A 22,112-nucleotide genomic window follows, 5' to 3' on the forward strand; every position below is an offset into this window, starting at 1 on the left:
CTCCAGGCCCCTTTCGTGCGGCGGACCACACCGGTACGACTATTGCGCTCCTCCCTGTGATGGGCGGATCGCCACCCTAGGCTCGACTCACTCTGCGTGATCTTGCGTCCCCCTGCGCAGTCCCGAGCCCCTGGAGCGCGATGCCCGACAGCCAGCCGCAGCCGCCGCACTCGTCGTCGCCTTCGTCGTCGTCTTCGTCGCCTTCGTCTTCGTCTTCGTCGTCTTCGTCCGGCGCACCAGGCCCCGTGGGTTCCTCAGGTTCGACGGGTTCCTCGGGATCTTTGGGTCGGAGTGATTCGGGGGCGCTCCTGCTGTGCGGGGCCCGGCTGACCGATGGGCGCACCGTGGACGTACGGCTCGGCGGCGGGCGGATCGAGGCGGTCGGTACGGCGGGGAGCCTGGCGGCGGTCGGCACGCGCGCGTGTGGTGCGCGTGTGGATCTCAACGGCTATCTGCTCCTGCCGGCCCCTGCAGAACCGCACATCCATGGCGACACCGCCCTCTCGGCCGACGATGACGGCCCCGCCTCCCCCGACCCGCAGGATGTCCAACGACGAGCCATCGAGGCCGCGTTGCTGCAGCTCGGGCACGGAGCGACCGCGGCGCGGGCACATGTGCGCGTGGGCGACGTCCAGGGTCTCGGCGCGTTGGGCGCCGTACTGCAGGCCCGGCGTTCACTGCGGGGGCTTACGGAGCTGACCGCCGTGGCGATGCCGCGGCTGCTGACCGGGGTCGCCGGGGCGGACGGGCTGGCCGTGCTGCGGGACGCGCTGAAGATGGGTGCGTCCGTCGTGGGCGGCTGCCCGGACCTGGACCCCGATCCGACCGGGTATGTGGAGGCGGTCCTGGAGGTCGCCTCCGAGCACGGCTGTCCCGTGGACCTGCACACCGACGCCGAAGACCCGGCCCGCCTAGCCCGTATCGCCGCGATGGCGGGGGGCCTGCGGCCGGGCGTGACCCTCGGTCCGTGCGGCGCCCTGGCCCGTCTCCCCACCGAGACGGCCACCCGCACCGCCGACCAGCTCGCCGCCGCCGGGGTGGCGGTGGTGTGCCTCCCCCAGGGCGGTTGCGGCGCCACCGACCACCGCGGTACGGCTCCGGTACGGCTGCTGCGCGCTGCCGGAGTGCGCGTCGCGGCGGGCAGCGGCGCGTTGCGGGACGTGTCGAATCCGGTCGGCCGCGGTGATCCCCTGGAGGCCGCGTACCTGCTGTCCTCCCGCTACGGCCTGCGTCCCGAGGACGCGTACGACGCGATCAGCTCCTCGTCACGTGCGGTCCTGGGCCTGCCCGAGGTCCGAGTGGAGGCGGGGTTCCCGGCCGAACTGCTGGCCGTCAGGGGGGACCGGCTGCCCGGTGCTCTGTCCCTCGCGTACAGCCGAATCGTGGTGCACCGGGGGCGCGTGGTGGCCCGGACCAGCGCGGTACGGGAGTACTGCAGCTCGGCTGCCGTCGTGGAGTTGGGGTTGCCTCGGCAGGGGCGCGGATTGTCGTGAGGGGGAGGGCGGGCGCGCTGGAAAGGGGCGCCCGCAGGAGCCTGCCCTGGGGCGTCGGGTTGTGTGGCACTGGATTTGCACTGAGGGGCGTACGCCGGAGCGTGCGTGTGCATTGGGGGCGCACGGAGTGGGGGCGCGCTCCGGGCGTGCCTAGCGAGGCAGGGGCGCGTGAAGTGGGTCCGCGCGCTGTGGCGCACGCCTCCGGGGTGGGTGTCGGTGCTTTGAGCGGTGCGCGGCTTGACCGGTGCGCGGCTTGAGCGTTCGCGCCGGGCTTGCGTGCGAGGCTTGCGTGGCAAGCTTGCGTGGGACCGCGCCCGCGCCGAGAGGGTGGGGCCCCGCCCGGCAGGCGCCGACGGGGCGCGCAGCCACAGCGCATGCGCTCTGAGCGCGCGCCATACATGTACGCTCCCGGCGCACACGCGGGTAGGCCACGGCGCCCGGCGCACACGCAGCAGAACCGTGTGCCGGGCGCGCGCAACCCGGGCCAGTGCACCCGGCGCACACACATCAGCTCGCGCGCCGGGCGTGCACAACGCCAGCTCGTACGCTCCGCGCGTGCGCCCCAGCATGCGCCTGGATGATCCGCCTGTACGCCCAGTCCCTTCGCCCCGCGCGTGCGCTGCGGGCGTGCGCCCTGGGGCGTGGCTCAAGTCGTGCGGCGGATGCGGCCGTCCGGGCGTACGGTCGGAGACATGCGCATTGTCATCGCTGGAGGTCATGGTCAGATCGCCCTGCGGCTGGAGCGGCTGCTCGCCGCGCGCGGAGACGAGGTCGCGGGGATCATCCGTCACGCCGAGCAGGGCGACGACCTGCGGGAGGCCGGTGCCGAACCGGTGCTGCTGGATCTGGAGTCGGCCTCGGTCGAGGAGGTCGCCGAGTGCCTGCGCGGCGCCGACGCGGCGGTCTTCGCGGCGGGCGCGGGTCCCGGCAGCGGAGTGGCCCGTAAGGACACCGTGGACAAGGGGGCGGCGGTGCTGTTCGCGGACGCGGCGGTTCGGGCGGGCGTACGACGGCACGTGATCGTTTCGTCGATGGGAGCCGACCCCGCGCACCAAGGGGACGGCGTGTTCGACGTCTATCTGCGGGCGAAGGGCGAGGCGGACGCGTACGTCCGGAATCTGGACGCGCTCGACTGGACGATTTTGCGCCCCGGTTCACTGACGAACGACGCCGGCACCGGCCTTGTACGGCTGGAGGCGCACACGGGCCGTGGTGCTGTCCCGCGCGACGATGTGGCCGCCGTACTGGCGGAGTTGGTGGACACTCCCGCGACGGCGGGGCTGACCCTGGAGCTGGTCGGCGGGGCGACGCCGGTCTCGGTGGCGGTGAAGTCGGTCGCCGGCAATTGAGGAGGGCACACGCGCCTGCAATTGAGGACGGCGGACGCGGGAGGCCCGGCCGAGCGGGCGGTCGTAAGCGATCCGAAGCGGTCAGAACAGAGGCAGTTGGCCGGGCATCTCGGGGATGACGTAGCCGTCCAATGACGGTTGCGCGGCGTCCGGTTGGGCCGGTCGGCGTGAGCCGGGGCAGGAGACCAGTCCGCCGGTCTCGCGGGCGCCGGGCGGATCGTGCCGGGCGAACCGGCCGGCGACGACCGCGATCTCGCGCCGGCATTCGGGGCAGTGTCTGCGACGAGTGGACATGGGGTCAGTGTGCCCCGGGGCCTGCTGAGTTGATCGTCAGCCGATATAGGGGGACGTACGCGTCCGGTCCGCCGCGTGGGTGATGCGCAGGCGCATGGTCGGGTGGATGTCGAGTTCGGAGAGGGCGTCCGGGTCTACCCAGCGGACCTGGGTGGTCTCGCCGCTGGTGCGCAGTTCGCCGCCGGTGGGGCGCGCCCGGAAGCAGAGGCTGAACTGCTGGCGGACCTCCCCGTCGTCGTACCGCATGACGTGGCCGGGGTCGGTATAGATGCCGGACAGGTCGACGACCTCGACCTGGATCCCGGTCTCCTCCCACACTTCGCGTACGACCGTGTCGCTGATGGACTCGCCGAGGTCGTGGCCGCCTCCGGGTAGCGCCCAGCGGCCGTTGTCGGAGCGCTGGACCAGGAGGATGCGCCCGGCGTGGTCGCGTACGAAGGCGACGACGGCGGGTACGACGGAGGTGGCCGGAGGGGCGTCCGGGTCGTGGAAGTAATCGGTGCGGCCCATGGGCCTTGCATACCCGCATTCCGCCCCCGCGCGCGGGCCGTCATCCCCCGTGCGCCACTGAGCTCTCCCTCCGATTCCCCGCCGCCCCTCCCTCCTCGGCCCTCCACCGGGCCCTCACCAAATCCGACGCCGTACCCACCCAGCCCCTCCTTGCTTAAGTCAATCAACTGACTTAGCTTGATCGGATCGTGCATGCCCGATGCCCCAACGCCGCCCACGGAGGCCCGACCATGTCCCACGCACTCCCCCGACCCGCCGACGACGGGGTGGCGTCCGCAGCGCCGCGGGCCAATGCCGTCGTAGCGGTCCTGGCCTTCGGCGGGATCGTGGTCTCGCTGATGCAGACTCTGGTGATCCCGATCGTCCCAAAGCTGCCGAAGCTTCTGAACGCCCCGGCGTCCGACACCGCCTGGGCCGTCACGGCCACGCTGCTCGCCGCGGCCGTCGCCGTCCCGATGATGGGGCGGCTCGGTGACATGTACGGCAAGCGCCGCATGCTGCTGACGAGCCTGGTACTGCTGGTCGCGGGTTCGGTGACGGCCGCACTCAGCGACTCGCTGACCCCGATGATCATCGGACGGGCGCTGCAGGGCGCGGCCGGCGGTGTCATCCCGCTCGGTATCAGCATCATGCGGGACGAACTGCCCGCGGAGCGCCTTGGTTCGGCCACCGCGATGATGAGCGCCTCGCTCGGTGTGGGAGCCGCGCTCGGACTGCCCGCGGCCGCGCTGATCGCCGACAACTTCGACTGGCACGTGCTGTTCTGGAGCTCGGCCGGGATGGGCGTCGTGGCGCTGCTCCTGGTCCTGTTCGCGGTGCCGGAATCCAAGGTGCGCACGGGCGGCCGCTTCGACGTCGTCGGCGGCCTGGGAATGGCGGCCGGCCTGGTCTGCCTGCTGCTCCCCATCTCCAAGGGCGGCGACTGGGGCTGGGACAGCGGCACCACGCTCGGTCTGTTCGGCGCGTCCGTCGTCGTGCTGCTGCTGTGGGGCTGGTACGAGTTGCGGGCCGAGCAGCCGCTGGTCGACCTGCGTACCACCGCGCGCCGCCAGGTCCTCGTCACCAACCTCGCCTCGGTCGCGCTCGGCTTCGGCATGTTCGCGATGTCCCTGGTGCTTCCGCAGCTGCTGCAGTTGCCTGAGGCGACCGGCTACGGCCTGGGCAAGTCGCTGCTCACCGCCGGTCTGGTCATGGCCCCGTCCGGCCTGGTGATGATGGCGGTGGCCCCGGTCTCCGCCGCCCTCTCCAAGGCGAAGGGTCCGAAGGCGAGCCTGATGCTCGGATCCCTGATCGTCGCGGCCGGCTACGGCCTGCAGATCCTGCTCATGTCGCAGGTGTGGCAGTTCGCACTGGTGTCCTGCGTCATCGGTTCCGGTATCGGCTTCACGTACGGCGCGATGCCCTCGCTCATCATGGGCGCGGTGCCGCCGTCGCAGTCGGGCGCGGCCAACAGCCTCAACACGCTGATGCGGTCCATCGGCACATCGACAGCCAGCGCCGTCGCCGGCGTCATCCTCTCCCAGATGACCATCCGGCTGGGCGCCCTCTCCGTCCCCTCCGAGAACGGCTTCAGGACAGTGCTGGCGGTCGGCGGCGGCGCCGCTCTGCTGGCTTTCGCGGTGGCTTCGTTCATTCCCCGGCATGGGGCTGCGGCTTCTGACGGCGGGACGTCGACTGAGGGTGCGTCGGGCGGTGGAAGTACGGCGGCTACGGGCGCCGCAGCGGTGGTGGCGCCGAGCCCGGCAGGCGCGGTCGGTACCGCAGCATCCGTCTCGACGGTGGGCGGCGCCAGCATGGACACGCCCGGTCGAGTCGCCTCGGGCGCCGGGGACGGCCTCGGCCCGCTCGCCCGCCCGAACGGCGGCGGCATCCCCGTGACCGGGCACGTCTTCGGCGCCGAGCGCGTACCGGTGGCTGCCGCCGCGGTCACACTGATCTCCCTCGGCGGCGAGCAACTGAGCAGGGCGGTCTCGCGGCAGGACGGTTCGTACGGCGTCGAGGTGCCCACCGCCGGTTCGTACGTGCTGATCGCCTCCGCCGAGGGGTTCCAGCCGCAGGCCTCGACGCTCGTCGTCGCGGACGTCCCGGTGTCGTACGACGTCCTGCTGAGCGGCACCAGTGGGCTCGCCGGTCTGGTGCGGTCCGCGGACAGGGGGGCTCCGGTCGCCGACGCGGTGGTCATCGTGACGGATGTGCGCGGGGAAGTGCTGACGACCGGACGAACGGACGTGCTGGGCGAGTTCACGGTCACCGACCTGATGCCGGGGACAGTGACCCTGGCCGTCACATCCCCCAAGCACCGCCCGCTGGCGCTGCCCGTCGAGATCGGCGCCACGGGCACCACGCGGGTCGAGGTGGAACTCCGGCCGGGTGCCCACGTCCGGGGCACGGTCCGCGGAGGCGGCGCCCCACTGAGCGACGCCCGCGTGACCCTCGTCGACGCGGCGGGCAACGTGATCGCCACGACCCGCACCGACGTCGACGGCGCCTACGCCTTCTCCGACCTGGACAGCGGCGCGTACACCGTCATCGCGACGGGGTACCCGCCGCGAGCGGCGACGGTGACGGTCTCGGGGAGCGACGCCGACGAACACGACATCGAACTCGCGCACAGCGCGGAGTAGTTCGGCGCGGGCGGAAGCGGGCGGCCGGGCGGGTGGGGGCGAGGGTGGGCGGCCGGGGAACTGTCCGGCCGCCCACCGAGCGGGGCGGCCGACCCGACCCGCGCAGCCCACACCCACGCTCCACACGCAAAGACCCCCTCCGCTCTGCGTCTCCGCAGAATGGAGGGGGTCTCTTTCTCAGCGTGGCGGCGCCAGGATTCGAACCTGGGAAGGCTGAGCCGGCAGATTTACAGTCTGCTCCCTTTGGCCGCTCGGGCACACCGCCGGGGTTGCTGCCGTTCGAACCGCTTTTCGGCGGTGCTCCCTGGCAACGACGTAAACAATACCCGATGCCGAGGGGTGCTTCGCCACCCGATTGATCTGCGCTCGGAGGACCGTGGGTGGCTAGGCTTGAGCGGATGCGGCCCGGGCAACACGCCGGGCTCGGCGGTCACCCCCACGCCCGCCGATCCGCACCCACACGCACCCCGATACAAGGAGCCACAGGACATGGCCGACTCCAGTTTCGACATCGTCTCGAAGGTCGAGCGGCAGGAGGTCGACAACGCCCTCAACCAGGCCGCCAAGGAGATCTCGCAGCGCTACGACTTCAAGGGCGTGGGAGCCTCGATCTCGTGGTCCGGTGACAAGATCCTCATGGAGGCGAACTCCGAGGACCGGGTCAAGGCCGTCCTCGACGTCTTCCAGTCCAAGCTGATCAAGCGCGGGATCTCCCTGAAGGCGCTGGACGCGGGCGAGCCCCAGCTCTCGGGCAAGGAGTACAAGCTCTTCGCGTCGATCGAGGAGGGCATCTCCCAGGAGAACGCGAAGAAGGTGGCGAAGATCATCCGCGATGAGGGTCCGAAGGGTGTGAAGGCCCAGGTCCAGGGGGACGAGCTGCGCGTCAGCTCCAAGAGCCGGGACGATCTGCAGGCCGTCATCGCCCTCCTGAAGGGCAAGGACTTCGACTTCGCGCTCCAGTTCGTGAACTACCGGTGACACCGGCGGAACCGGCGACATCGGCGACATCAGGCAGTCGCTGACTCCTCCGGCGTACGAGAAGGGTGGGCGCCCGTCGGTGCCCACCCTTCTCCCCTGCTGGCTGCGGTCCGGGGGTGTACTCGGTGGTGCTCAGTCGCGCGAGTTGCCGAACAGGACGCGGTAGACGATCAGCAGGACCAGTGAGCCGCCGATCGCCGCTGCCCAGGTGGCGCCGTCGTAGAAGTTCTTGGAGATCGGATGGTCCAGCCAGCGGGCCGAGATCCAGCCGCCGATGAACGCACCCGCGATGCCGATGAGCGTCGTTCCGATGAAGCCGCCCGGGTCGCGGCCCGGCAGCAGGAACTTGGCGATGGCCCCGGCCAACAGCCCCAGAATGATCCAGCTGATGATCGTCATGCCGTGAACCTGCCCTTCCGCACTGTGCTTGCACTGTCCGTACGGTGTGATTTCGGTGCGGACATGCTGTGCGCCGCGCGTCGTGCGTCCGTGGTGCGCGGGCCGGGGGCCGGTCGGTCCGTACGACCGGCTCGTCGCGCGCCTGTTCGTGCTCTGTTGGGATAGAGGACGTCACGGCGGCACTCCTCGGTTGCGGCGATCAGTAGGGTTCCGGACATGACACATTCAGGCGCCGTGTCCGAGCTACGGCGCACCTTGGGGGTCGGGGATGCCGTGGTCATCGGGCTCGGCTCGATGGTCGGGGCGGGCATCTTCGCCGCCCTCGGGCCGGCGGCACGCGCCGCCGGTTCTGGGCTGCTGGTCGGCCTGGCGGTCGCGGCCGTGGTCGCGTACTGCAACGCCACGTCGTCGGCGCGGCTGGCCGCGCTGTATCCGGCCTCCGGCGGCACCTACGTGTACGGGCGCGAGCGGCTCGGTGCGTTCTGGGGTTATCTCGCGGGCTGGTCGTTCGTCGTCGGGAAAACGGCCTCCTGTGCGGCGATGGCGCTGACTGTGGGCGCGTACGTCTGGCCGGAGCAGACACATGCCGTGGCGGTCGCCTCCGTGGTGGCGCTGACGGCGGTGAACTACGGCGGCATCCAGAAGTCCGCCTGGCTGACGCGGGCGATCGTGGCGGTGGTGCTGGCTGTCCTCGCTTCCGTGGTGGTCGTGTGCCTGGGGTCGGGGGAGTCCGAGGCCGGGCGGCTGAGCGTCGGAACGTCGGGCGGTGTGGGTGGGGTGCTGCAGGCGGCCGGCCTGCTGTTCTTCGCGTTCGCGGGGTACGCCCGCATCGCGACCCTCGGCGAGGAGGTACGGGATCCCGCGCGCACCATCCCCCGAGCCATCCCGGTGGCTCTGGGCATCGCGCTCGCGGTGTACGTGTGTGTGGCGGTGGCCGTCCTTTCGGTGCTCGGTGCCGATGGTCTCGGGCGGGCGGGGGCCCCGCTGGCCGACGCGGTGCGGGCTGCCGGGGTGCCGGGGATGGTGCCGGTCGTGCGGGTGGGTGCCGCAGTGGCCGCGCTGGGTTCGCTGCTCGCCCTGATCCTGGGGGTGTCACGAACGACGCTGGCCATGGCCCGGGACCGGCATCTGCCCGGCGCGCTGTCGGCCGTGCATCCGCGCTTCCAGGTGCCGCACCGGGCCGAACTGGCTGTCGGCGCGGTCGTCGCCGTCCTGGCCGCCACGGTGGACGTCCGGGGCGCGATCGGGTTCTCCTCCTTCGGTGTGCTGGCGTACTACGCCGTGGCCAACGCCTCCGCCTGGACCCTCGATCCGGCTCCGAAGGCGCGGCTGTTGCCGGCGATGGGACTCGTCGGCTGCGTGGTACTGGCGTTCTCGCTGCCGGGCATCTCGACGGTGGTGGGCGCGGCAGTGTTGGCGGTGGGTGTGGTGGCGTACGGCGTGCGGCGGCGGGTGGCGGCGCGAGGTGCGGGCGGTCGTTGAGTGCCGGGCCGGTGTCAGGAAGCGGACACCTGCGCCGTACGTATACGGAAGTCGGTCCAGGCAGGCATCTGGAACTCGTCGTCCATCACGTCGTACCAGCCTGTGCCGTCGACCCAGGCCCGTAGCCAGTCCGCGAGGTCAGGGGTGTCCACGAACCAGGCATGGTCGGGGTCGCCCGGGTTGGGTTCGAACAGCAGAACCGTGGCTTGCGGGGAGTGGCAGTCCACACAGGCGTACATGGCGCAGCCCCAGTGGGATATCGGCAGGACGCCCTCGGGCCAGGGCCAGTCGGGGTCCTTGCGGCCGCTGTCGCGGTTGGCGAGGTACTGCACCACGGCGGCGGGCTCACCGGCAGGCGGGCTGTCGAGCAGGGGCAACAGGCCGTATTCCGGGCCGAATCCGCCGTCCCCTATCCGCAGGTACAGGTCGGAGAGCAGCGACGGCAGGGTGAAGCCCAGGGCGGCCTGCGCGCGGGTCAGCGTCGCCTCGTCGACGGGGTCGGGGAGGGAAGGCCAGCCCCAAGGGCGGGTGTTGCGTGCCTTGGCGGCCACCCGTGCCAGCAACTGCTCGTTCTCGGTCATGGGTTCATGATGCAAGCCGCCACTGACAACCGGGCCGGCCTGTGGACAACCGCAGGCCTGTGGAAAACGTCGGCTGTGGAAAACGCGGCGGCCCGGGCGGAGGTCCGCCGAAGCCGCCGGTCTTCCGTTCGGGCTGCGGGTAGGTAGGAGCAGGGCGTGCCGTGTTGTTGAAAGGACCGGGGAGGTCAGCCGGCCGCGAAGGGCTCGTCGGTGCGCACGATCTCGCGGCCGAGCGGCAGCAGGGAGACCGGGATCAGCTTGAAATTGGCGATGCCGAACGGGATGCCGATGATCGTGATGCACAGCGCGATGCCGGTGACGATGTGCGTGAGCGCCAGCCACCAGCCCGCGAGGACCAGCCACAGGACGTTGCCCACGCATGAGGGCGCACCGGCGTCACGGCGCTCGACCGTGGTGTATCCGAAGGGCCACAGGGCGTAGACGCCGATACGGAACGCGGCGATTCCGAAGGGAATGCCGATGATCGTGATGCAGAGCAGGAGTCCCGCGGCCACGTATCCGAGGAACAGCCAGAAGCCGCTGAGGACCAGCCAGATGACGTTCAGGATGGTTTTCACTGGGGGCGACCTGCCATCTTCTCGAGCCGGGCGATGCGGTCCGCCATCGGCGGATGCGTCGAGAACATCTTGGAGAGTCCCTGACCACGACGGAAGGGGTTCGCGATCATCATATGACTCGCGGTCTCGATGCGCGGCTCGGGAGGCAGCGGCAGCTGCTGGGTGCCCGTCTCCAGCTTGCGCAGCGCGCTGGCGAGGGCGAGCGGATCGCCGGTGAGCTGGGCGCCGGACGCGTCGGCCTCGTACTCACGCGAGCGGCTGATCGCCAGCTGGATGAGGGTGGCCGCGAGAGGGCCCAGGATCATGATGAGCAGCATGCCGAGGATGCCGGGACCGTCGTCGTCATCCGAACGGCCGATCGGGATCAGCCAGGCGAAGTTGACCAGGAACATGATCACCGAGGCGAGGGCTCCGGCGACCGACGAGATGAGGATGTCGCGGTTGTAGACGTGGCTGAGCTCGTGGCCGATGACTCCGCGCAGTTCGCGCTCGTCCAGGATGCGCATGATGCCTTCCGTGCAGCACACGGCGGCGTTGCGCGGGTTGCGGCCCGTGGCGAAGGCGTTGGGGGCCTCCGTCGGGGAGATGTACAGACGCGGCATGGGCTGGCGGGCCTGGGTGGAGAGGTCGCGGACCATGCGGTAGAGGGCCGGGGCCTCGAACTCGCTCACCGGGCGCGCGCGCATCGCGCGTAGCGCCAGTTTGTCGCTGTTCCAGTACGCGTACGCGTTCGTGCCCAGCGCGACGAGAACCGCTACGACGAGCCCCATGCGGCCGAAGAAGCTGCCGATGACGATGATGAGGGCGGACAGTCCTCCGAGGAGTACTGCGGTCCTTAGCCCGTTGTGCCGGCGGTGCACGGTACGCCCTCCAAGTCGTGCAGCAGGGGAACCCTTTGCTTGCGGATCGTGCTTGCTGTCTCCGATGCCACTGGCCCGTGGTGACACGTCCAGTGGACCCTCCCGCCCAGCTCAACGCCAGGCGAGGGTCACGAGTTCCCTTGTGCGTACGACGGCATGCCTCCGCCGTGCGGGTGACGGGCCCGGCGGAGGTTCAGAAGAGGCCGGTGTCGGCGAACCGCAGGACCAGTTGGGGGGCGCCGGAGAGGGCGATACCGAGGGCCCCGGTGAGGGTGATCGCGACGGTGAGGGGCGCCGGGAGGCGGTGCTTGACGGACTCGCCCTCTGGGGCGCGGAACAGCAGCGCCGTCCACTGCAGGTAGTAGAAGAGGGCGATCACGACGTTGGCGGCCATCACGACGGCCAGCCAGCCCAGGCCCGCGTTCACGGCGGCGGAGAAGACGGTGACCTTGGCGAACAGGCCGATGATGCCCGGTGGCAGTCCCGCCAGGCAGAGCAGGAAGAAGGCGAGGAGGAGGGCGGCGAGCGGGTTCGTGGCGTAGAGGCCGCGGTAGTCGGTGATGCGGTTCGCGGTCCTGGTGCGGCCCACGACTGCGGCCACGGCGAAGGCGCCGAGGTTCACGGCCGCGTACATGAGGGCGTAGGCGACCGTGGAGCCGATGGAGCGTTCGGCGTCGTTCGAGTAGGCGGCCGCGGCGATCGGTACGAGGAGGTAGCCGGCCTGGCCGACGGAGGACCAGGCGAGGAGGCGTACGGCGCTGTACGCGCGCGTGGCCTGCTGGCGCAGGGCGCCGACGTTGCCGACGGTCATGGTGAGGGCGGCCAGGGCGGCAAGTGCAGGACCCCAGACGTCGGCGTACGAGGGGAAGGCGACGACCGTGACGAGGATCAGGCCGGTGAAGCCGACCGCCTTGCCCACGACCGACAGGTAGGCGGCGATCGGGAGCGGGGCTCCTACGTAGGTGTCGGGGACCCAGAAGTGGAAGGGTACGGCGGCGGTCTTGAAAGCGAAGCCGACGAGGGTGAGGACGACACCGGTCTGGGCGAGGGTGTGGAACTGGCCGTCGACGTGCTGGATGCGATCGGCGACCTGGGTGAGGTAGAGGGTGCCGGTGGTCGCGTACACGAAGCTGATGCCCATGAGGCTGACGGCGGTCGCGGTGACCGACGACAGGAAGAATTTCAGGGCGGCTTCCGAGGACTTCTTGTCGCCGTGCCGGATGCCGACGAGGGCGAAGGCGGGCAGGGATGCGACCTCCAGGGCGACGATGAGGGTCGCGAGGTCGCGGGAGGCGGGCAGGAGGGCGGCGCCGGCGGCGGAGGACAGCAGGAGGCACCAGTACTCCCCTTCGGGGAGTTGTCTGTCCGCGTCCTTGAGGGTGGTGACCGACAGCAGGGCGGCCAGGAGGGCCCCGCCGAGGACCAGGAACTGGATGACCAGGGTGAAGCGGTCGGCGGTGTAGCTGCACGCGTGTGTGCCGTTCACGCAGAAGGTGGCGCGGTCGCCGTCCAACAGCGGCAGGAGCATGGTTGCGGCCGCGGCGAGACCTGCTACGGAGACCCAGCCGAGGAGCGGTTTGCGTGCCTCGGGCACGAACAGGTCGGCGACGAGGACGACGAGTCCGACGGCTGCCGCGATGGTGGGGGGCGCGATGGCGAGCCAGTCGACGGACTGGACGAGGTTCGCGGCCAGGGCGCTCATCGGGTGCCTCCTGCGAGGAGCTGTTGCACGGCCGGGTCGGTCAGGCCGAGAAGGGCCCTGGGCCACAGCCCGGCGACGACGGTGAGGGCGACGAGCGGGGTCCAGGCCGCGAACTCGTACATGTGCACGTCGGCGAGTTTCGGCGCTTCCTGCGGTACGGCGCCCATGCAGACGCGGCGGACGACGACGAGCATGTACGCGGCGGTGAGGAGGGTGCCGAAGGCAGCGATGGCCATGAAGGTGAGGAAGGCGGCGCGGCTGAGGTCCGCGGACGGTTTGAAGGCGCCGAACAGGGCCAGCATCTCGCCCCAGAACCCGGCCAGTCCCGGCAGTCCGAGCGAGGCGACCGCGGCGAACGCGAGGAGGCCGCCGAGGTGCGGGGCCTTGCCGTAGAGCGCGGCGCCGGTCTCCTCGGCGAGGGTGTCGAGGTCGGTCGTGCCGGTTCGGTCCTTGAGCGCTCCGACCAGGAAGAACAGTAGGCCGGTGATGAGGCCGTGGGCGATGTTGGCGAACAGGGCGCCGTTGACGCCGGTCGGGGTCATGGTCGCGATGCCGAGCAGGACGAAGCCCATGTGGCCGACGGAGGAGTAGGCGATGAGCCGTTTGAGGTCGCCCTTCGCCCCCTGCTTGGCGAGGGCCAGGCAGGCCAGGGATCCGTAGATGATGCCGACGACGGCGAAGGCGGCGAGGTAGGGGGCGAAGGTGCGGAAACCGTCCGGCGCGATCGGGAGGAGGATCCGGACGAACCCGTACGTACCCATCTTCAGCAGGACACCGGCCAGCAGGACCGAACCGACGGTCGGGGCGGCGGTGTGGGCGTCGGGCAGCCAACTGTGCAGCGGCCACATCGGCGTCTTGACCGCGAGCCCGATCCCGATCGCCAGAACGGCGATGACCTGGACGGATGCGGTGAGCGACCGGCCGTTGTCAGTGGCGAGTGCCACCATGTCGAATGTGCCGGCCTTGATCCCGATCAGGAGCAGGCCGAGCAGCATGACGACCGAACCGAGCAGTGTGTAGAGGATGAACCGCCAGGCGGCCCGGGTCCTGCCCTCGCCGCCCCAGCGGGCGATGAGGAAGTACATCGGGATGAGCACCATCTCGAACGCCAGGAAGAACAGCAGCAGATCGAGGACGGCGAAGGTCGCGAGCGTTCCGGACTCGAGGACGAGCAGCAGCGCGACGAAGGCCTTCGGGGTCGGGCCCGCGGGCATCTTGAAGTACGAGTAGAGCGCGCAGAGGAAGGTCAGCAGCGCGGTCAGGACCAGAAGGGGGAGGGAGATGCCGTCGATGCCGAGGTGGATCCGCACATCGAGTGCGGGGATCCAGCTGATGTCGGTCGTGGCCTGCATCTTCGACGGATGGTCGCGGTCGAAGCCGACCGCGAGGACGATCGTTGCGATGAGGACCGCGCCGGTCACGGTGACGCCGTGCCGGAGCACGGCCTGCCCGGGCGACTTCCCCTTCAGTCCGGGCGGTGCGGGCAGGAGAGCCGCGACCGCGCCGAGGAGCGGGGCGACGACGACGAACGCCAGAAGGAACTGCATCACGGACTCGTTGATATCGATCACGCCTGCTCACGCTCCCGTGGCGACGAGGAGGACGGCGACCGCCAGGACGACGGTGCCTGCGAGCAGCGCGCTCACATAGGTCTGCACATTGCCGGTCTGGGCGCGGCGCACGGCGGCTCCGAGCAGCCGGGGCAGGGCGCCCGCACCGCGTACGTAGGTCTCGACAACCTCGCGGTCCAGGAACCTCACGAGGCTCGCTCCGGCCTGGACCGGGCGGACGAAGAGGGTCGCGTACACGGCGTCGAGGTGGAAGCCTACGGCCGCGTGCCGGTGCAGCGGACCGAGCAGCAGCCGTCCGGGGTCGGCGGGATCGGGCGCGTAGGCCACTCCCCCGTACACGGGGGCGTGGCTGGCGATCGCCTCGGCCTCGACGAGCCCGGCGTCCCTCTCGGGGTGGGCCGCGACCGCTCCCAGCGGGACCCGGGCCGCGAGGGCGGTGGTGTGGCGCCAGGCCGCGTAGGTGACGATGCCGCCGACCAGGGCCAGGCCCGTTCCGACGACGGAGGTGGTCAGAGTCGGGGTGAGGTCGCGGCCGTCGAACCAGTCCGGCAGCAGGCGGAAGGTGAACCCGCCCAGCGCGAGAGACGGGACGGCGAGCACCCACAGCACGACGGTCATGGTGAGGGGTTGCCTGCCGTGGTCGGGGGCTTCGGTACCTCGGCCGTGGAAGGCCAGCAGCCACAGGCGGGTCGCGTACGCGGCGGTGAGCAGGGCCGTGAGCAGTCCGGCGACGAGGGTGATCCAGCCGGAGGCTTCGGGGACGTGCTCGGTGTGGCCGGTGGCGACGTGCTCGGCGGCGCCCAGGACGGACTCCTTGGAGAAGAAGCCGCTGAAGGGCGGGATCGCGGCGAGGGAGAGCAGCGCCACGGTCATCGTCCAGAAGGCGTCCGGGACGCGGTCGCGCAGGTTGGTCATGCGGGACATGGCGGCCAGCGAGTTGGTGCCGGCGGCATGGATGACGACGCCGGCGGCGAGGAACAGCAGTGCCTTGAAGGCACCGTGTGTGAGGAGGTGAAAGACGGCGGCCCCGCGCTCGCCGACGGCGAGGGCGCCGGTCATGTAGCCGAGCTGCCCGATGGTCGAGTAGGCGAGGACCCGCTTGATGTCGTCCTGGGCGAGTGCGGCGAGACCGGAGCCGAGCATCGTGACGGCGGCCATGACGGCGAGGACGACCATCGCGGCCCGGCTGGCCTCGAACACGGGGAGGAGACGGGCGACGAAGTAGACGCCGGCGGCCACCATCGTCGCCGCGTGGATCAGTGCGGAGACGGGCGTCGGACCCGCCATCGCGTCGGGAAGCCAGGTGTGCAGCGGGAACTGCGCCGACTTGCCCGCCACGCCTGCCAGGAGCAGCAGGGCGATGACGGTCGGGTGGTCGAGTCCGCCGTGCGCGACGGCGTCGAGGACGGCGGTGATGCGGAAGGAGCCGGTCTCGGTGGCGAGCGCGAACAGGCCGATCAGGAAAGGGACGTCACCGAGCTTGGTCACCAGGAAGGCCTTGATGGAGGCGGCACGGGCCTCCGGGGTCTCCCAGTAGTGGCCGACGAGGAAGTAGGAGCAGATGCCCATGATCTCCCAGCCGACCAGCAGCACGATCAGGTCGCCGGAGTAGACGACGAGCAGCATCGCGGAGGTGAACAGGGAGATGAGAGCGGCGTACGAGGGGTAGCGCGGGTCGTCGCGGAGGTACCCCGTGGAGTAGATCTGCACGCAGGTCGCGACCACGCCGACCAGGACGGCGACGAGGGCGGCGAAGCCGTCGACGTGCAGGGAGAGCTCGATCGGGACGGAGCCGGTGGGGGTGAGCTCGGTGGCCGCGTCGACGGCCCGTCCGCCTCCTTGGTCCGCCGCGACGAGGACGGCGAGGACGAGGGCCGCGAGGGTCGGTACAACGGCCAGCGGCCGGACGAAGCCGGGAGCCGTACGGCCCAGCAGCAGGCCTGCGGCCGCCCCCAGGAAGGGCAGGAGGGGGACGAGGACGGCGAGGGTGGTCGTGGTCACGCGGTGGCCTCGGTCTTCCCGGCCCGGCCGGCCTGCTCGGCCGTGAGGGCGTCACTGTCGGGGCCGTCGGTCTCGTGGCCCTCGGCGGTGTCCCGGAGCTTGTCGATGTCCGAGGTGCCGCGGTTGCGGTAGACGGCGAGGACGATCGCCAGACCGATGCCGATCTCGGCGGCGGCGATGGCGATGGTGAACAGGGTCAGGGCCTGACCGGAGTGCAGGGTCTCCCGGGTGGTCCGGCTGAGCCATACGTCGAAGGCGACCAGGTTCAGGTTGACGGCGTTGAGCATCAGCTCGACCGACATCAGCACGAGGATGGCGTTGCGGCGGGCGAGGACTCCGTACAGGCCAGTGCAGAAGAGAAGGGCGGCCAGCACGGCGGGATAGGCGAGGTGCATCAGCGGGCGCCTTCCTGCTCGGCCGGGCTCTGCTGTATGGCGGACTTCGACTGCCCGGTGGGGGCCTGTCCCCCAATCGGGTGATTCCGGGAATCCGGGACGGATGGGGAACCACCGGTCGTGGCCCGGGAGTTCACAGGGGGAGAGCTCGACTCGGCCTTCGCCTTGCGGGACAGGACGATGGCGCCGACCAGTGCGGCGAGGAGGAGGACGGAGAGGGCCTCGAAGGGAAGGACCCAGTTCTGGAACAGGCTGGCGCCGGTCACGGCGGTGGATCCGGAGGCGGGGCCGTCCAGGTCGACCCAGGTCGTGCGGAAGGCGTCGACGACGACCCAGACCAGGGCGGCAGCCGCGGCGACGGCCACGGTGAGGGCGGCCCAGCGGTTTCCGGAGTCGGCGTCCGGCGATCGGCCGATGGGGGCCTTGGTGAGCATGAGACCGAAAAGGAGGAGCACTACGACGGAACCGACGTAGATGAGGACCTGCACCCAGGCGATGAACTCGGCGGTGAGCAGGAGGTATTCGACGGCCAGGCCACCGAGGGTGACCACCAGCCAGAGGGCGGCGTGCACCAGCTGTCGGGTGGTGACGGTGACGAGCGCGGCGCCGAAGGTGACCAGGCCCACGAGGAGGAAGGCGATTTCGACGCCGGTCGGAGAGAGGAAGCCGTGTTCCGCGGCAGAGAGGGTCACGGCTGTTCTCCGTACGGCTCGGTCGGCCCCGGCTGTGCCGCCGCCAGCTTCTCGGCGGTCTTGCGGGCGGCGGCGATCTCCTTCGGCTCCTCAGCGCCGGGGTCGAGAGCGGGTGGGGCCGGCACCGTCCACATCCACTCGCGGAGCTTGTCGCGTTCGTGGGTGAGCTCGCGGATGTCGGTCTCGGCGTACTCGAACTCCGGGGACCAGAACAGGGCGTCGAAAGGACAGACCTCGATGCAGATACCGCAGTACATGCACAGGGAGAAGTCGATGGCGAAGCGGTCCAGGACGTTGCGGCTGCGCTCACGTCCGCCGGGGGCGGCCGGCGGGACGGTCTCCTTGTGGGAGTCGATGTAGATGCACCAGTCCGGGCACTCCCGAGCGCACAGCATGCAGACCGTGCAGTTCTCCTCGAACAGGCCGATCACACCTCGGGTGCGGGGCGGAAGGTCGGGCTGGACGTCCGGGTACTGCTCGGTGACGGTCTTCTTCGTCATCGTGCGGAGGGTGACGGCCAGGCCCTTGGCCAGGCCGGAGCCGGGGATGCGGGGCCTGGTGGGCGGGGCAGCGCCGCGCCGGGTGGACGGGACGGGCTCGGCCATGGCTACTGGGTCACCACCTTGACGATGCCGGTGAGGGCGATCTGAGCGAGGGAGAGGGGGACGAGGAGGGTCCAGGAGAGTTTCTGGAGCTGGTCCTCGCGCAGGCGCGGATAGGTGACGCGGAGCCAGATCACGACGAAGGCGAGGACGGCCGTCTTCAGCAGGGTCCACACCCAGCCGAGGCCGTCGGCGCCCCAGGGGCCGTGCCAGCCGCCGAGGAAAAGGACGGTGGTCAGACCGCACAGGACGATGATCCCGGCGTACTCGGCGAGGAGGAACAGGGCGAAGCGCAGGCCGGTGTACTCGGTGTAGGCGCCGAAGATGATCTCCGAGTCGGCGACGGGCATGTCGAAGGGCGGGCGCTGGAGTTCGGCGAGGCCGGCGACGAAGAAGACGACGGCGCCCACGATCTGCCAGGGCAGCCACCACCAGTGGAACGCGTCGAGGATGCCGGGGAGGGAGACGGTGCCGGCCGCCATCGCGACGGAGGCGGCGGCGAGGAGCATGGGGAGTTCGTAGGCGAGGAGCTGGGCGGCGGTACGGAGGCCGCCGAGGAGGGAGAACTTGTTGGCGGAAGCCCAGCCGGCCATGAGGGAGCCGAGGACGCCGATGCCCATCACCGCGAGGACGAAGAAGATGCCGGCGTCCAGGACCTGGCCGACGGCGCCCTCACCAGGGCCGATGGGGATGGCGAGGAGGACGACGAGGTACGGGAGGAGGGCGACGGCGGGGGCGAGCTGGAACACGCGGCGGTCGGCGCCGGCCGGTACGACGTCTTCCTTCTGGGCGAACTTCACGCCGTCGGCGACGAGTTGGGCCCAGCCGTGGAATCCGCCCGCGTACATCGGGCCGAGGCGACCCTGCATGTGGGCCATCACCTTGTGTTCGGTCTGACCGACGACCAGGGGGAAGGTGAGGAAGACGACGAAGACGACCAGGAGTCGCAGAGCGACGTCGAGAGCGTCATTCACTGCGGGCCTCCTGGGGGGTCTTCGCGGCTGGTGTCCTCCGACGTGGGGTCTGCGGACGCCGGTGCATCGGGTGCGGGAGTCTGGGGCGCGGGGGCTTCCGGCGTTGGGTCCTCGGACGCGGGTGCTTGGCGTGTGGAGTCTTCAGGCGCTGGTGCGTCCGGGGCGGGGGTTCGGGGCGCGGGCCTGTTCCGTGCGGGCTGCATGGCGGTGGGGGGCTCCGGTGCCGTAGCGGGCTGCGGCTGGTCGGCTCCCTCCTGTGGCTGGGGCTTGGTGGCCGGGCGGGCGGATGGGGCGGGGTCGTCGAAGGCTGGGCGGGCGTGGTGCCAGGGCGCGTCCGGGCTGCGCGGAGCGGTGGGCGCCTTCGGTTCGGGTGTGGTCGAGGTGGGCCGCGGCCCGGAGCCCTCGTCGGTCGTCCCGGAGCCCTCGTCGGTCCCAGCGCCCTCGTCGGTCCCGGCGCCCTCGTCGGTCGTCCCGGAGCCTTCGTCGGTCCCGGCGCCCTCGTCGGTCGACGCCGTGGCACGCTGGCTTGCCGAGCCCTGGCTCGCACTCCGCGACCGGCGGGGGGCGGTGGGCGCCGCTGGGGCTGGGGGCTTGGTGGCGCCGGTCGCGGACTCGGCAGCCCCGGTTGGGGGCTCGGCGGCAGGCGCCACGTCCTCAGCCCGAGGCGCCGACCCTTCTGCCGCGCTCTGGGGGCCGGCCGCCGTCTGGCTCGCGGAACCGTCGGCCGCCGAGCGGGTACGCCGTGGTGCGGCAGTCGACGGAGCATCCGCAGCGGGGGTCTCGCCGGCCACCGTCTCTGCCTGACTCGCCGAACCTTCAGCCGTCGTCCGCCCACGCCTCGGAGGCGTCCCCGACGTGCCTGTCGTCTGACTCGCCGAACCTTCAGCCGTCGTCCGCGCACGCCGCGGAGCCGCCCCCGACGTGCCTGTCGTCTGGCTCGCCGAACCTTCAGCAGCCGAGCGCGCACGCCGGGACTCCGCTGCCTCCGACGCGGCCGGCTGGCTCACCGAGCCCTCAGCCGCCGAACGCGCACGCCTCGGAGGCGTCCCGGCGGTCGAAGTCTCCTCCGCTGAGGCTCCCGCAGGCGCCTCCGGTTCCGTCTGACTGGCGGAGCCTTCGGATGCCGAGCGGGTTCGGCGGGGCGGGCGTTCGGCTGCGGTGCGGGCCGGGCGGTCTGGCGCGGTTCGGTCCGCTGCGGTGCGGCCTGCCGCTCGGGCGGGGCGGGACGGGGCCGGGGGGAGTTGGCCCTTCAGGGGGCCCCACTCGTTGGGGTCCGGGACGCCCGGGGGAAGCATCTGGCGGCGTTTGGGGCCGCCGTGGTCGGACTCGCCGGGTTCCTTGGCGCCGGGCCAGGCCTTGGCGACGCGGGCGGCGAGGACGAAGTCCTTGCGGAGGGGGTGGCCCTCGAAGGTCTCCGGGAGGAGGAGGTGGTCAAGTGCCGGGTGGCCTTCGAAGGTCACGCCGAACATTTCGTGGGTCTCGCGTTCGTGCCACGCGGCGCCCGCGTAGAGGTTCACCGCGCTCGGCAGGATCGGCGCGTCGTGCGGGACCGTCGTACGCAGGAGGAGGCGGCGGACCGGGGCGAGGGCGACGACGTGTACTGAGACGCGGAAGCCCGTGCCGGGTTCGTCGACCGCGCTCAGCCAGTCGAAGTAGGTGCAGGCCAGCTGGTCACGGGCCACCGCCAGCGCGGTGAGCCAGGAGGCGGGCGCAACGTCCACGGTCAGGATGTCGTAGGACACGTCCGCCGTGGCCTCCGTACCGAACAGTTCCTCGACCGGGGCGGGAAGCCAGCCGACCGTGCTCATCGACCCTCCTCGGAAGCCGGAGCATCGGAAGCCGGAGCATCTGAAGCCGGAGCGTCATCGGCTTCGGAGTCGGAAACACCGGCCCCCGAAGCCCCCCTCTCCCCCGGCCCCTTCACCAACCCGCTCTGCAATGCTCCCGCCGACGGCCGACCACCTGTGTCCACCGCGCCGTACCGCTCGCCCAGGGACTCCCTGGCGATCTTCTCCTGGAGCTTGAGGATGCCCTGGAGGAGGGCTTCGGGGCGGGGTGGGCAGCCGGGGACGTAGACGTCGACCGGGATGATCTGGTCGACGCCCTTGGTGACCGAATAGGAGTCCCAGTAGGGGCCGCCGCAGTTGGAGCAGGCGCCGAAGGAGATGACGTACTTCGGTTCCGGCATCTGTTCGTACAGACGCTTCACGGCCGGGGCCATCTTGTCCGTGACCGTGCCCGAGACGACCATCAGATCGGCCTGGCGGGGGCCCGGGGCGAAGGGGATCACGCCGAGGCGGATGAAGTCGTGGCGGGCCATCGACGCGGCGATGAACTCGATCGCGCAGCAGGCCAGGCCGAAGTTGAAGACCCAGAGCGAGTAGCGGCGGCCCCAGTTGAGGATCACCTTCATCGGTTCCGGCGCGAGGCGGGCGAGGGCGCCGAGTCGCTTCCGCTCCGGCAACAGGACCGGCTGCTCCGGAGACAGGACCGGCTGCCCGTCCGTGACGACGGAGGCGCCAGTGGCGTCGGTGACGTTGGTCTCTGGCGTCACGTCCATGCCAGTACGCCCTTCTTGTATGCGTACAGCAGCCCCACGGACAGGAAGCCGAGGAAGATGAACATCTCGACCAGGGTCGTCGCGCCGTAACCCGGGGCGGCGAAGACCGTCGCCCAGGGGAACAGGAAGATCGAGTCGACGGCGAAGACGACGTACAGGAAGGCGTAGACGTAGTAGCGGACCTGGGTGTGCGCCCAGCCCTCGCCGACGGGATCGACTCCGCACTCGTACGTCAGGAGTTTCTCCGGGGTGGGGACCACCGGCCGCAGCAGGCGGCCCGCGCCGAAGGCGACGGCCACGAAGAGCACGCCGACCACGGCGAGCAGTCCGACGACCGAGTACGACCGGAAGTAGCCCGCCGCGATGACGACGGTCGGTTCCCGCACGTCCGTCCCCTCACTCGCTTCACTCGCTGCTGTTCGACGATCTGTACGCAGGGAGTCTAGGCCCTGATAAAGGGACGGTAA

The 22,112-nt window shown here is 70.9% G+C and carries 21 protein-coding genes and 1 tRNA gene; 5 read left to right on the forward strand and 17 right to left on the reverse strand.

Annotation, left to right across the window (positions count from 1 at the left end; translation table 11 throughout):
• Window positions 1-140: 140 nt before the first annotated feature.
• Window positions 141-1,493 carry an amidohydrolase family protein gene (locus tag ABZ453_RS22620; protein WP_359016971.1) on the forward strand — a complete coding sequence of 451 codons (1,353 nt, stop codon included), beginning with the start codon at window positions 141-143 and terminating at the stop codon, window positions 1,491-1,493.
• Window positions 1,494-2,185: 692 nt separating this feature from the next.
• Window positions 2,186-2,842: an SDR family oxidoreductase gene (locus ABZ453_RS22625; protein ID WP_359016973.1), complete on the forward strand. Its 657-nt coding sequence runs from the start codon at window positions 2,186-2,188 to the stop codon at window positions 2,840-2,842.
• A gap of 81 nt (window positions 2,843-2,923) precedes the next feature.
• On the opposite strand, the gene ABZ453_RS22630 is transcribed toward ABZ453_RS22625, so the two are convergent.
• Complete coding sequence (locus ABZ453_RS22630; protein WP_356949120.1) at window positions 2,924-3,136, reverse strand: hypothetical protein; 213 nt, start codon at window positions 3,134-3,136, stop codon at window positions 2,924-2,926.
• A 36-nt stretch (window positions 3,137-3,172) separates the two neighbouring features.
• On the reverse strand, window positions 3,173-3,646 hold the full coding sequence (locus ABZ453_RS22635; protein ID WP_359016975.1) for an NUDIX domain-containing protein: 474 nt from the start codon (window positions 3,644-3,646) through the stop codon (window positions 3,173-3,175).
• Between the two features lie 230 nt (window positions 3,647-3,876).
• Between ABZ453_RS22635 and ABZ453_RS22640 the strand changes: the two genes are divergently transcribed.
• Window positions 3,877-6,270, forward strand: a complete 2,394-nt coding sequence (locus ABZ453_RS22640; protein ID WP_359016977.1) for an MFS transporter — start codon at window positions 3,877-3,879, stop codon at window positions 6,268-6,270.
• A gap of 183 nt (window positions 6,271-6,453) precedes the next feature.
• Here the strand turns inward: ABZ453_RS22640 and ABZ453_RS22645 are convergent.
• A tRNA-Tyr gene (locus ABZ453_RS22645) sits at window positions 6,454-6,535 on the reverse strand.
• A gap of 224 nt (window positions 6,536-6,759) precedes the next feature.
• Between ABZ453_RS22645 and ABZ453_RS22650 the strand changes: the two genes are divergently transcribed.
• Entirely contained in the window at window positions 6,760-7,248 is a 489-nt protein-coding gene (locus ABZ453_RS22650) for a YajQ family cyclic di-GMP-binding protein (RefSeq protein ID WP_359016979.1), read from the forward strand.
• Window positions 7,249-7,380: 132 nt separating this feature from the next.
• On the opposite strand, the gene ABZ453_RS22655 is transcribed toward ABZ453_RS22650, so the two are convergent.
• Window positions 7,381-7,647, reverse strand: coding sequence for a GlsB/YeaQ/YmgE family stress response membrane protein (locus ABZ453_RS22655; protein ID WP_359016981.1), 267 nt, complete (start codon window positions 7,645-7,647; stop codon window positions 7,381-7,383).
• A gap of 216 nt (window positions 7,648-7,863) precedes the next feature.
• On the opposite strand from ABZ453_RS22655, the gene ABZ453_RS22660 reads away from it, so the two are divergent.
• Window positions 7,864-9,129 carry an APC family permease gene (locus tag ABZ453_RS22660; protein WP_359016983.1) on the forward strand — a complete coding sequence of 422 codons (1,266 nt, stop codon included), beginning with the start codon at window positions 7,864-7,866 and terminating at the stop codon, window positions 9,127-9,129.
• Between the two features lie 14 nt (window positions 9,130-9,143).
• Here ABZ453_RS22660 and ABZ453_RS22665 read toward each other — a convergent pair whose 3' ends face one another.
• The 13 genes from ABZ453_RS22665 to ABZ453_RS22725 all read right to left on the reverse strand — a co-directional run bounded on the left by ABZ453_RS22665 (window position 9,144) and on the right by ABZ453_RS22725 (window position 22,031).
• Window positions 9,144-9,710, reverse strand: coding sequence for an SMI1/KNR4 family protein (locus ABZ453_RS22665; protein ID WP_359016985.1), 567 nt, complete (start codon window positions 9,708-9,710; stop codon window positions 9,144-9,146).
• A 185-nt stretch (window positions 9,711-9,895) separates the two neighbouring features.
• Entirely contained in the window at window positions 9,896-10,288 is a 393-nt protein-coding gene (locus ABZ453_RS22670) for a YccF domain-containing protein (RefSeq protein WP_359016987.1), read from the reverse strand.
• Window positions 10,285-11,148 (reverse strand): zinc metalloprotease HtpX, encoded by an 864-nt coding sequence (htpX, locus tag ABZ453_RS22675; protein WP_359016989.1) that lies wholly within the window; start codon window positions 11,146-11,148, stop codon window positions 10,285-10,287. The genes ABZ453_RS22670 and htpX overlap by 4 nt, the downstream gene beginning before the upstream one ends.
• A gap of 193 nt (window positions 11,149-11,341) precedes the next feature.
• Window positions 11,342-12,850 carry an NADH-quinone oxidoreductase subunit N gene (locus ABZ453_RS22680; protein WP_359016991.1) on the reverse strand — a complete coding sequence of 503 codons (1,509 nt, stop codon included), beginning with the start codon at window positions 12,848-12,850 and terminating at the stop codon, window positions 11,342-11,344.
• On the reverse strand, window positions 12,847-14,421 hold the full coding sequence (locus tag ABZ453_RS22685; protein WP_359016993.1) for an NADH-quinone oxidoreductase subunit M: 1,575 nt from the start codon (window positions 14,419-14,421) through the stop codon (window positions 12,847-12,849). The genes ABZ453_RS22680 and ABZ453_RS22685 overlap by 4 nt, the downstream gene beginning before the upstream one ends.
• Window positions 14,422-14,427: 6 nt before the next feature.
• On the reverse strand, window positions 14,428-16,422 hold the full coding sequence (locus ABZ453_RS22690; protein ID WP_359016995.1) for an NADH-quinone oxidoreductase subunit L: 1,995 nt from the start codon (window positions 16,420-16,422) through the stop codon (window positions 14,428-14,430).
• The gene (gene nuoK / locus ABZ453_RS22695) at window positions 16,419-16,817 is read right to left on the reverse strand and encodes an NADH-quinone oxidoreductase subunit NuoK (protein ID WP_133043332.1); all 399 of its coding nucleotides are present in this window, start codon (window positions 16,815-16,817) and stop codon (window positions 16,419-16,421) included. The genes ABZ453_RS22690 and nuoK overlap by 4 nt, the downstream gene beginning before the upstream one ends.
• A complete protein-coding gene (locus ABZ453_RS22700; protein WP_359016997.1) occupies window positions 16,817-17,509 on the reverse strand; it encodes an NADH-quinone oxidoreductase subunit J in 693 nt (230 codons plus the stop codon). Before ABZ453_RS22700 ends, nuoK begins: the two co-directional genes overlap by 1 nt.
• Window positions 17,506-18,114 carry an NADH-quinone oxidoreductase subunit I gene (locus tag ABZ453_RS22705; RefSeq protein WP_359016999.1) on the reverse strand — a complete coding sequence of 203 codons (609 nt, stop codon included), beginning with the start codon at window positions 18,112-18,114 and terminating at the stop codon, window positions 17,506-17,508. The genes ABZ453_RS22700 and ABZ453_RS22705 overlap by 4 nt, the downstream gene beginning before the upstream one ends.
• A 2-nt stretch (window positions 18,115-18,116) precedes the next feature.
• Window positions 18,117-19,085: a complex I subunit 1 family protein gene (locus tag ABZ453_RS22710; RefSeq protein ID WP_359017001.1), complete on the reverse strand. Its 969-nt coding sequence runs from the start codon at window positions 19,083-19,085 to the stop codon at window positions 18,117-18,119.
• A complete protein-coding gene (locus ABZ453_RS22715) occupies window positions 19,082-20,893 on the reverse strand; it encodes an NADH-quinone oxidoreductase subunit C (protein WP_359017003.1) in 1,812 nt (603 codons plus the stop codon). Before ABZ453_RS22715 ends, ABZ453_RS22710 begins: the two co-directional genes overlap by 4 nt.
• Window positions 20,890-21,645, reverse strand: coding sequence for an NADH-quinone oxidoreductase subunit B family protein (locus tag ABZ453_RS22720; RefSeq protein WP_359017005.1), 756 nt, complete (start codon window positions 21,643-21,645; stop codon window positions 20,890-20,892). Before ABZ453_RS22720 ends, ABZ453_RS22715 begins: the two co-directional genes overlap by 4 nt.
• The gene (locus ABZ453_RS22725) at window positions 21,636-22,031 is read right to left on the reverse strand and encodes an NADH-quinone oxidoreductase subunit A (protein ID WP_359017007.1); all 396 of its coding nucleotides are present in this window, start codon (window positions 22,029-22,031) and stop codon (window positions 21,636-21,638) included. Before ABZ453_RS22725 ends, ABZ453_RS22720 begins: the two co-directional genes overlap by 10 nt.
• Window positions 22,032-22,112 lie beyond the last annotated feature (81 nt).

Origin of the sequence: Streptomyces sp. NPDC005799 (assembly GCF_040630525.1) — a bacterium.
In the GTDB taxonomy this organism is placed as follows: domain Bacteria; phylum Actinomycetota; class Actinomycetes; order Streptomycetales; family Streptomycetaceae; genus Streptomyces; species Streptomyces griseorubiginosus_B.

Excerpts from the sequence above, each read along its gene's own strand:
- ABZ453_RS22640 (WP_359016977.1), top strand. The coding sequence starts at position 3,877 with ATGTCCCACGCACTCCCCCGACCCGCCGACGACGGGGTGGCGTCCGCA.
- ABZ453_RS22680 (WP_359016991.1), bottom strand. The coding sequence starts at position 12,850 with ATGAGCGCCCTGGCCGCGAACCTCGTCCAGTCCGTCGACTGGCTCGCC.
- ABZ453_RS22665 (WP_359016985.1), bottom strand. The coding sequence starts at position 9,710 with ATGACCGAGAACGAGCAGTTGCTGGCACGGGTGGCCGCCAAGGCACGC.
- ABZ453_RS22655 (WP_359016981.1), bottom strand. The coding sequence starts at position 7,647 with ATGACGATCATCAGCTGGATCATTCTGGGGCTGTTGGCCGGGGCCATC.
- ABZ453_RS22620 (WP_359016971.1), top strand. The coding sequence starts at position 141 with ATGCCCGACAGCCAGCCGCAGCCGCCGCACTCGTCGTCGCCTTCGTCG.
- ABZ453_RS22630 (WP_356949120.1), bottom strand. The coding sequence starts at position 3,136 with ATGTCCACTCGTCGCAGACACTGCCCCGAATGCCGGCGCGAGATCGCG.
- ABZ453_RS22720 (WP_359017005.1), bottom strand. The coding sequence starts at position 21,645 with ATGGACGTGACGCCAGAGACCAACGTCACCGACGCCACTGGCGCCTCC.
- ABZ453_RS22660 (WP_359016983.1), top strand. The coding sequence starts at position 7,864 with ATGACACATTCAGGCGCCGTGTCCGAGCTACGGCGCACCTTGGGGGTC.
- nuoK (WP_133043332.1), bottom strand. The coding sequence starts at position 16,817 with ATGCACCTCGCCTATCCCGCCGTGCTGGCCGCCCTTCTCTTCTGCACT.
- ABZ453_RS22635 (WP_359016975.1), bottom strand. The coding sequence starts at position 3,646 with ATGGGCCGCACCGATTACTTCCACGACCCGGACGCCCCTCCGGCCACC.
- ABZ453_RS22715 (WP_359017003.1), bottom strand. The coding sequence starts at position 20,893 with ATGAGCACGGTCGGCTGGCTTCCCGCCCCGGTCGAGGAACTGTTCGGT.
- ABZ453_RS22650 (WP_359016979.1), top strand. The coding sequence starts at position 6,760 with ATGGCCGACTCCAGTTTCGACATCGTCTCGAAGGTCGAGCGGCAGGAG.
- ABZ453_RS22705 (WP_359016999.1), bottom strand. The coding sequence starts at position 18,114 with ATGGCCGAGCCCGTCCCGTCCACCCGGCGCGGCGCTGCCCCGCCCACC.
- ABZ453_RS22625 (WP_359016973.1), top strand. The coding sequence starts at position 2,186 with ATGCGCATTGTCATCGCTGGAGGTCATGGTCAGATCGCCCTGCGGCTG.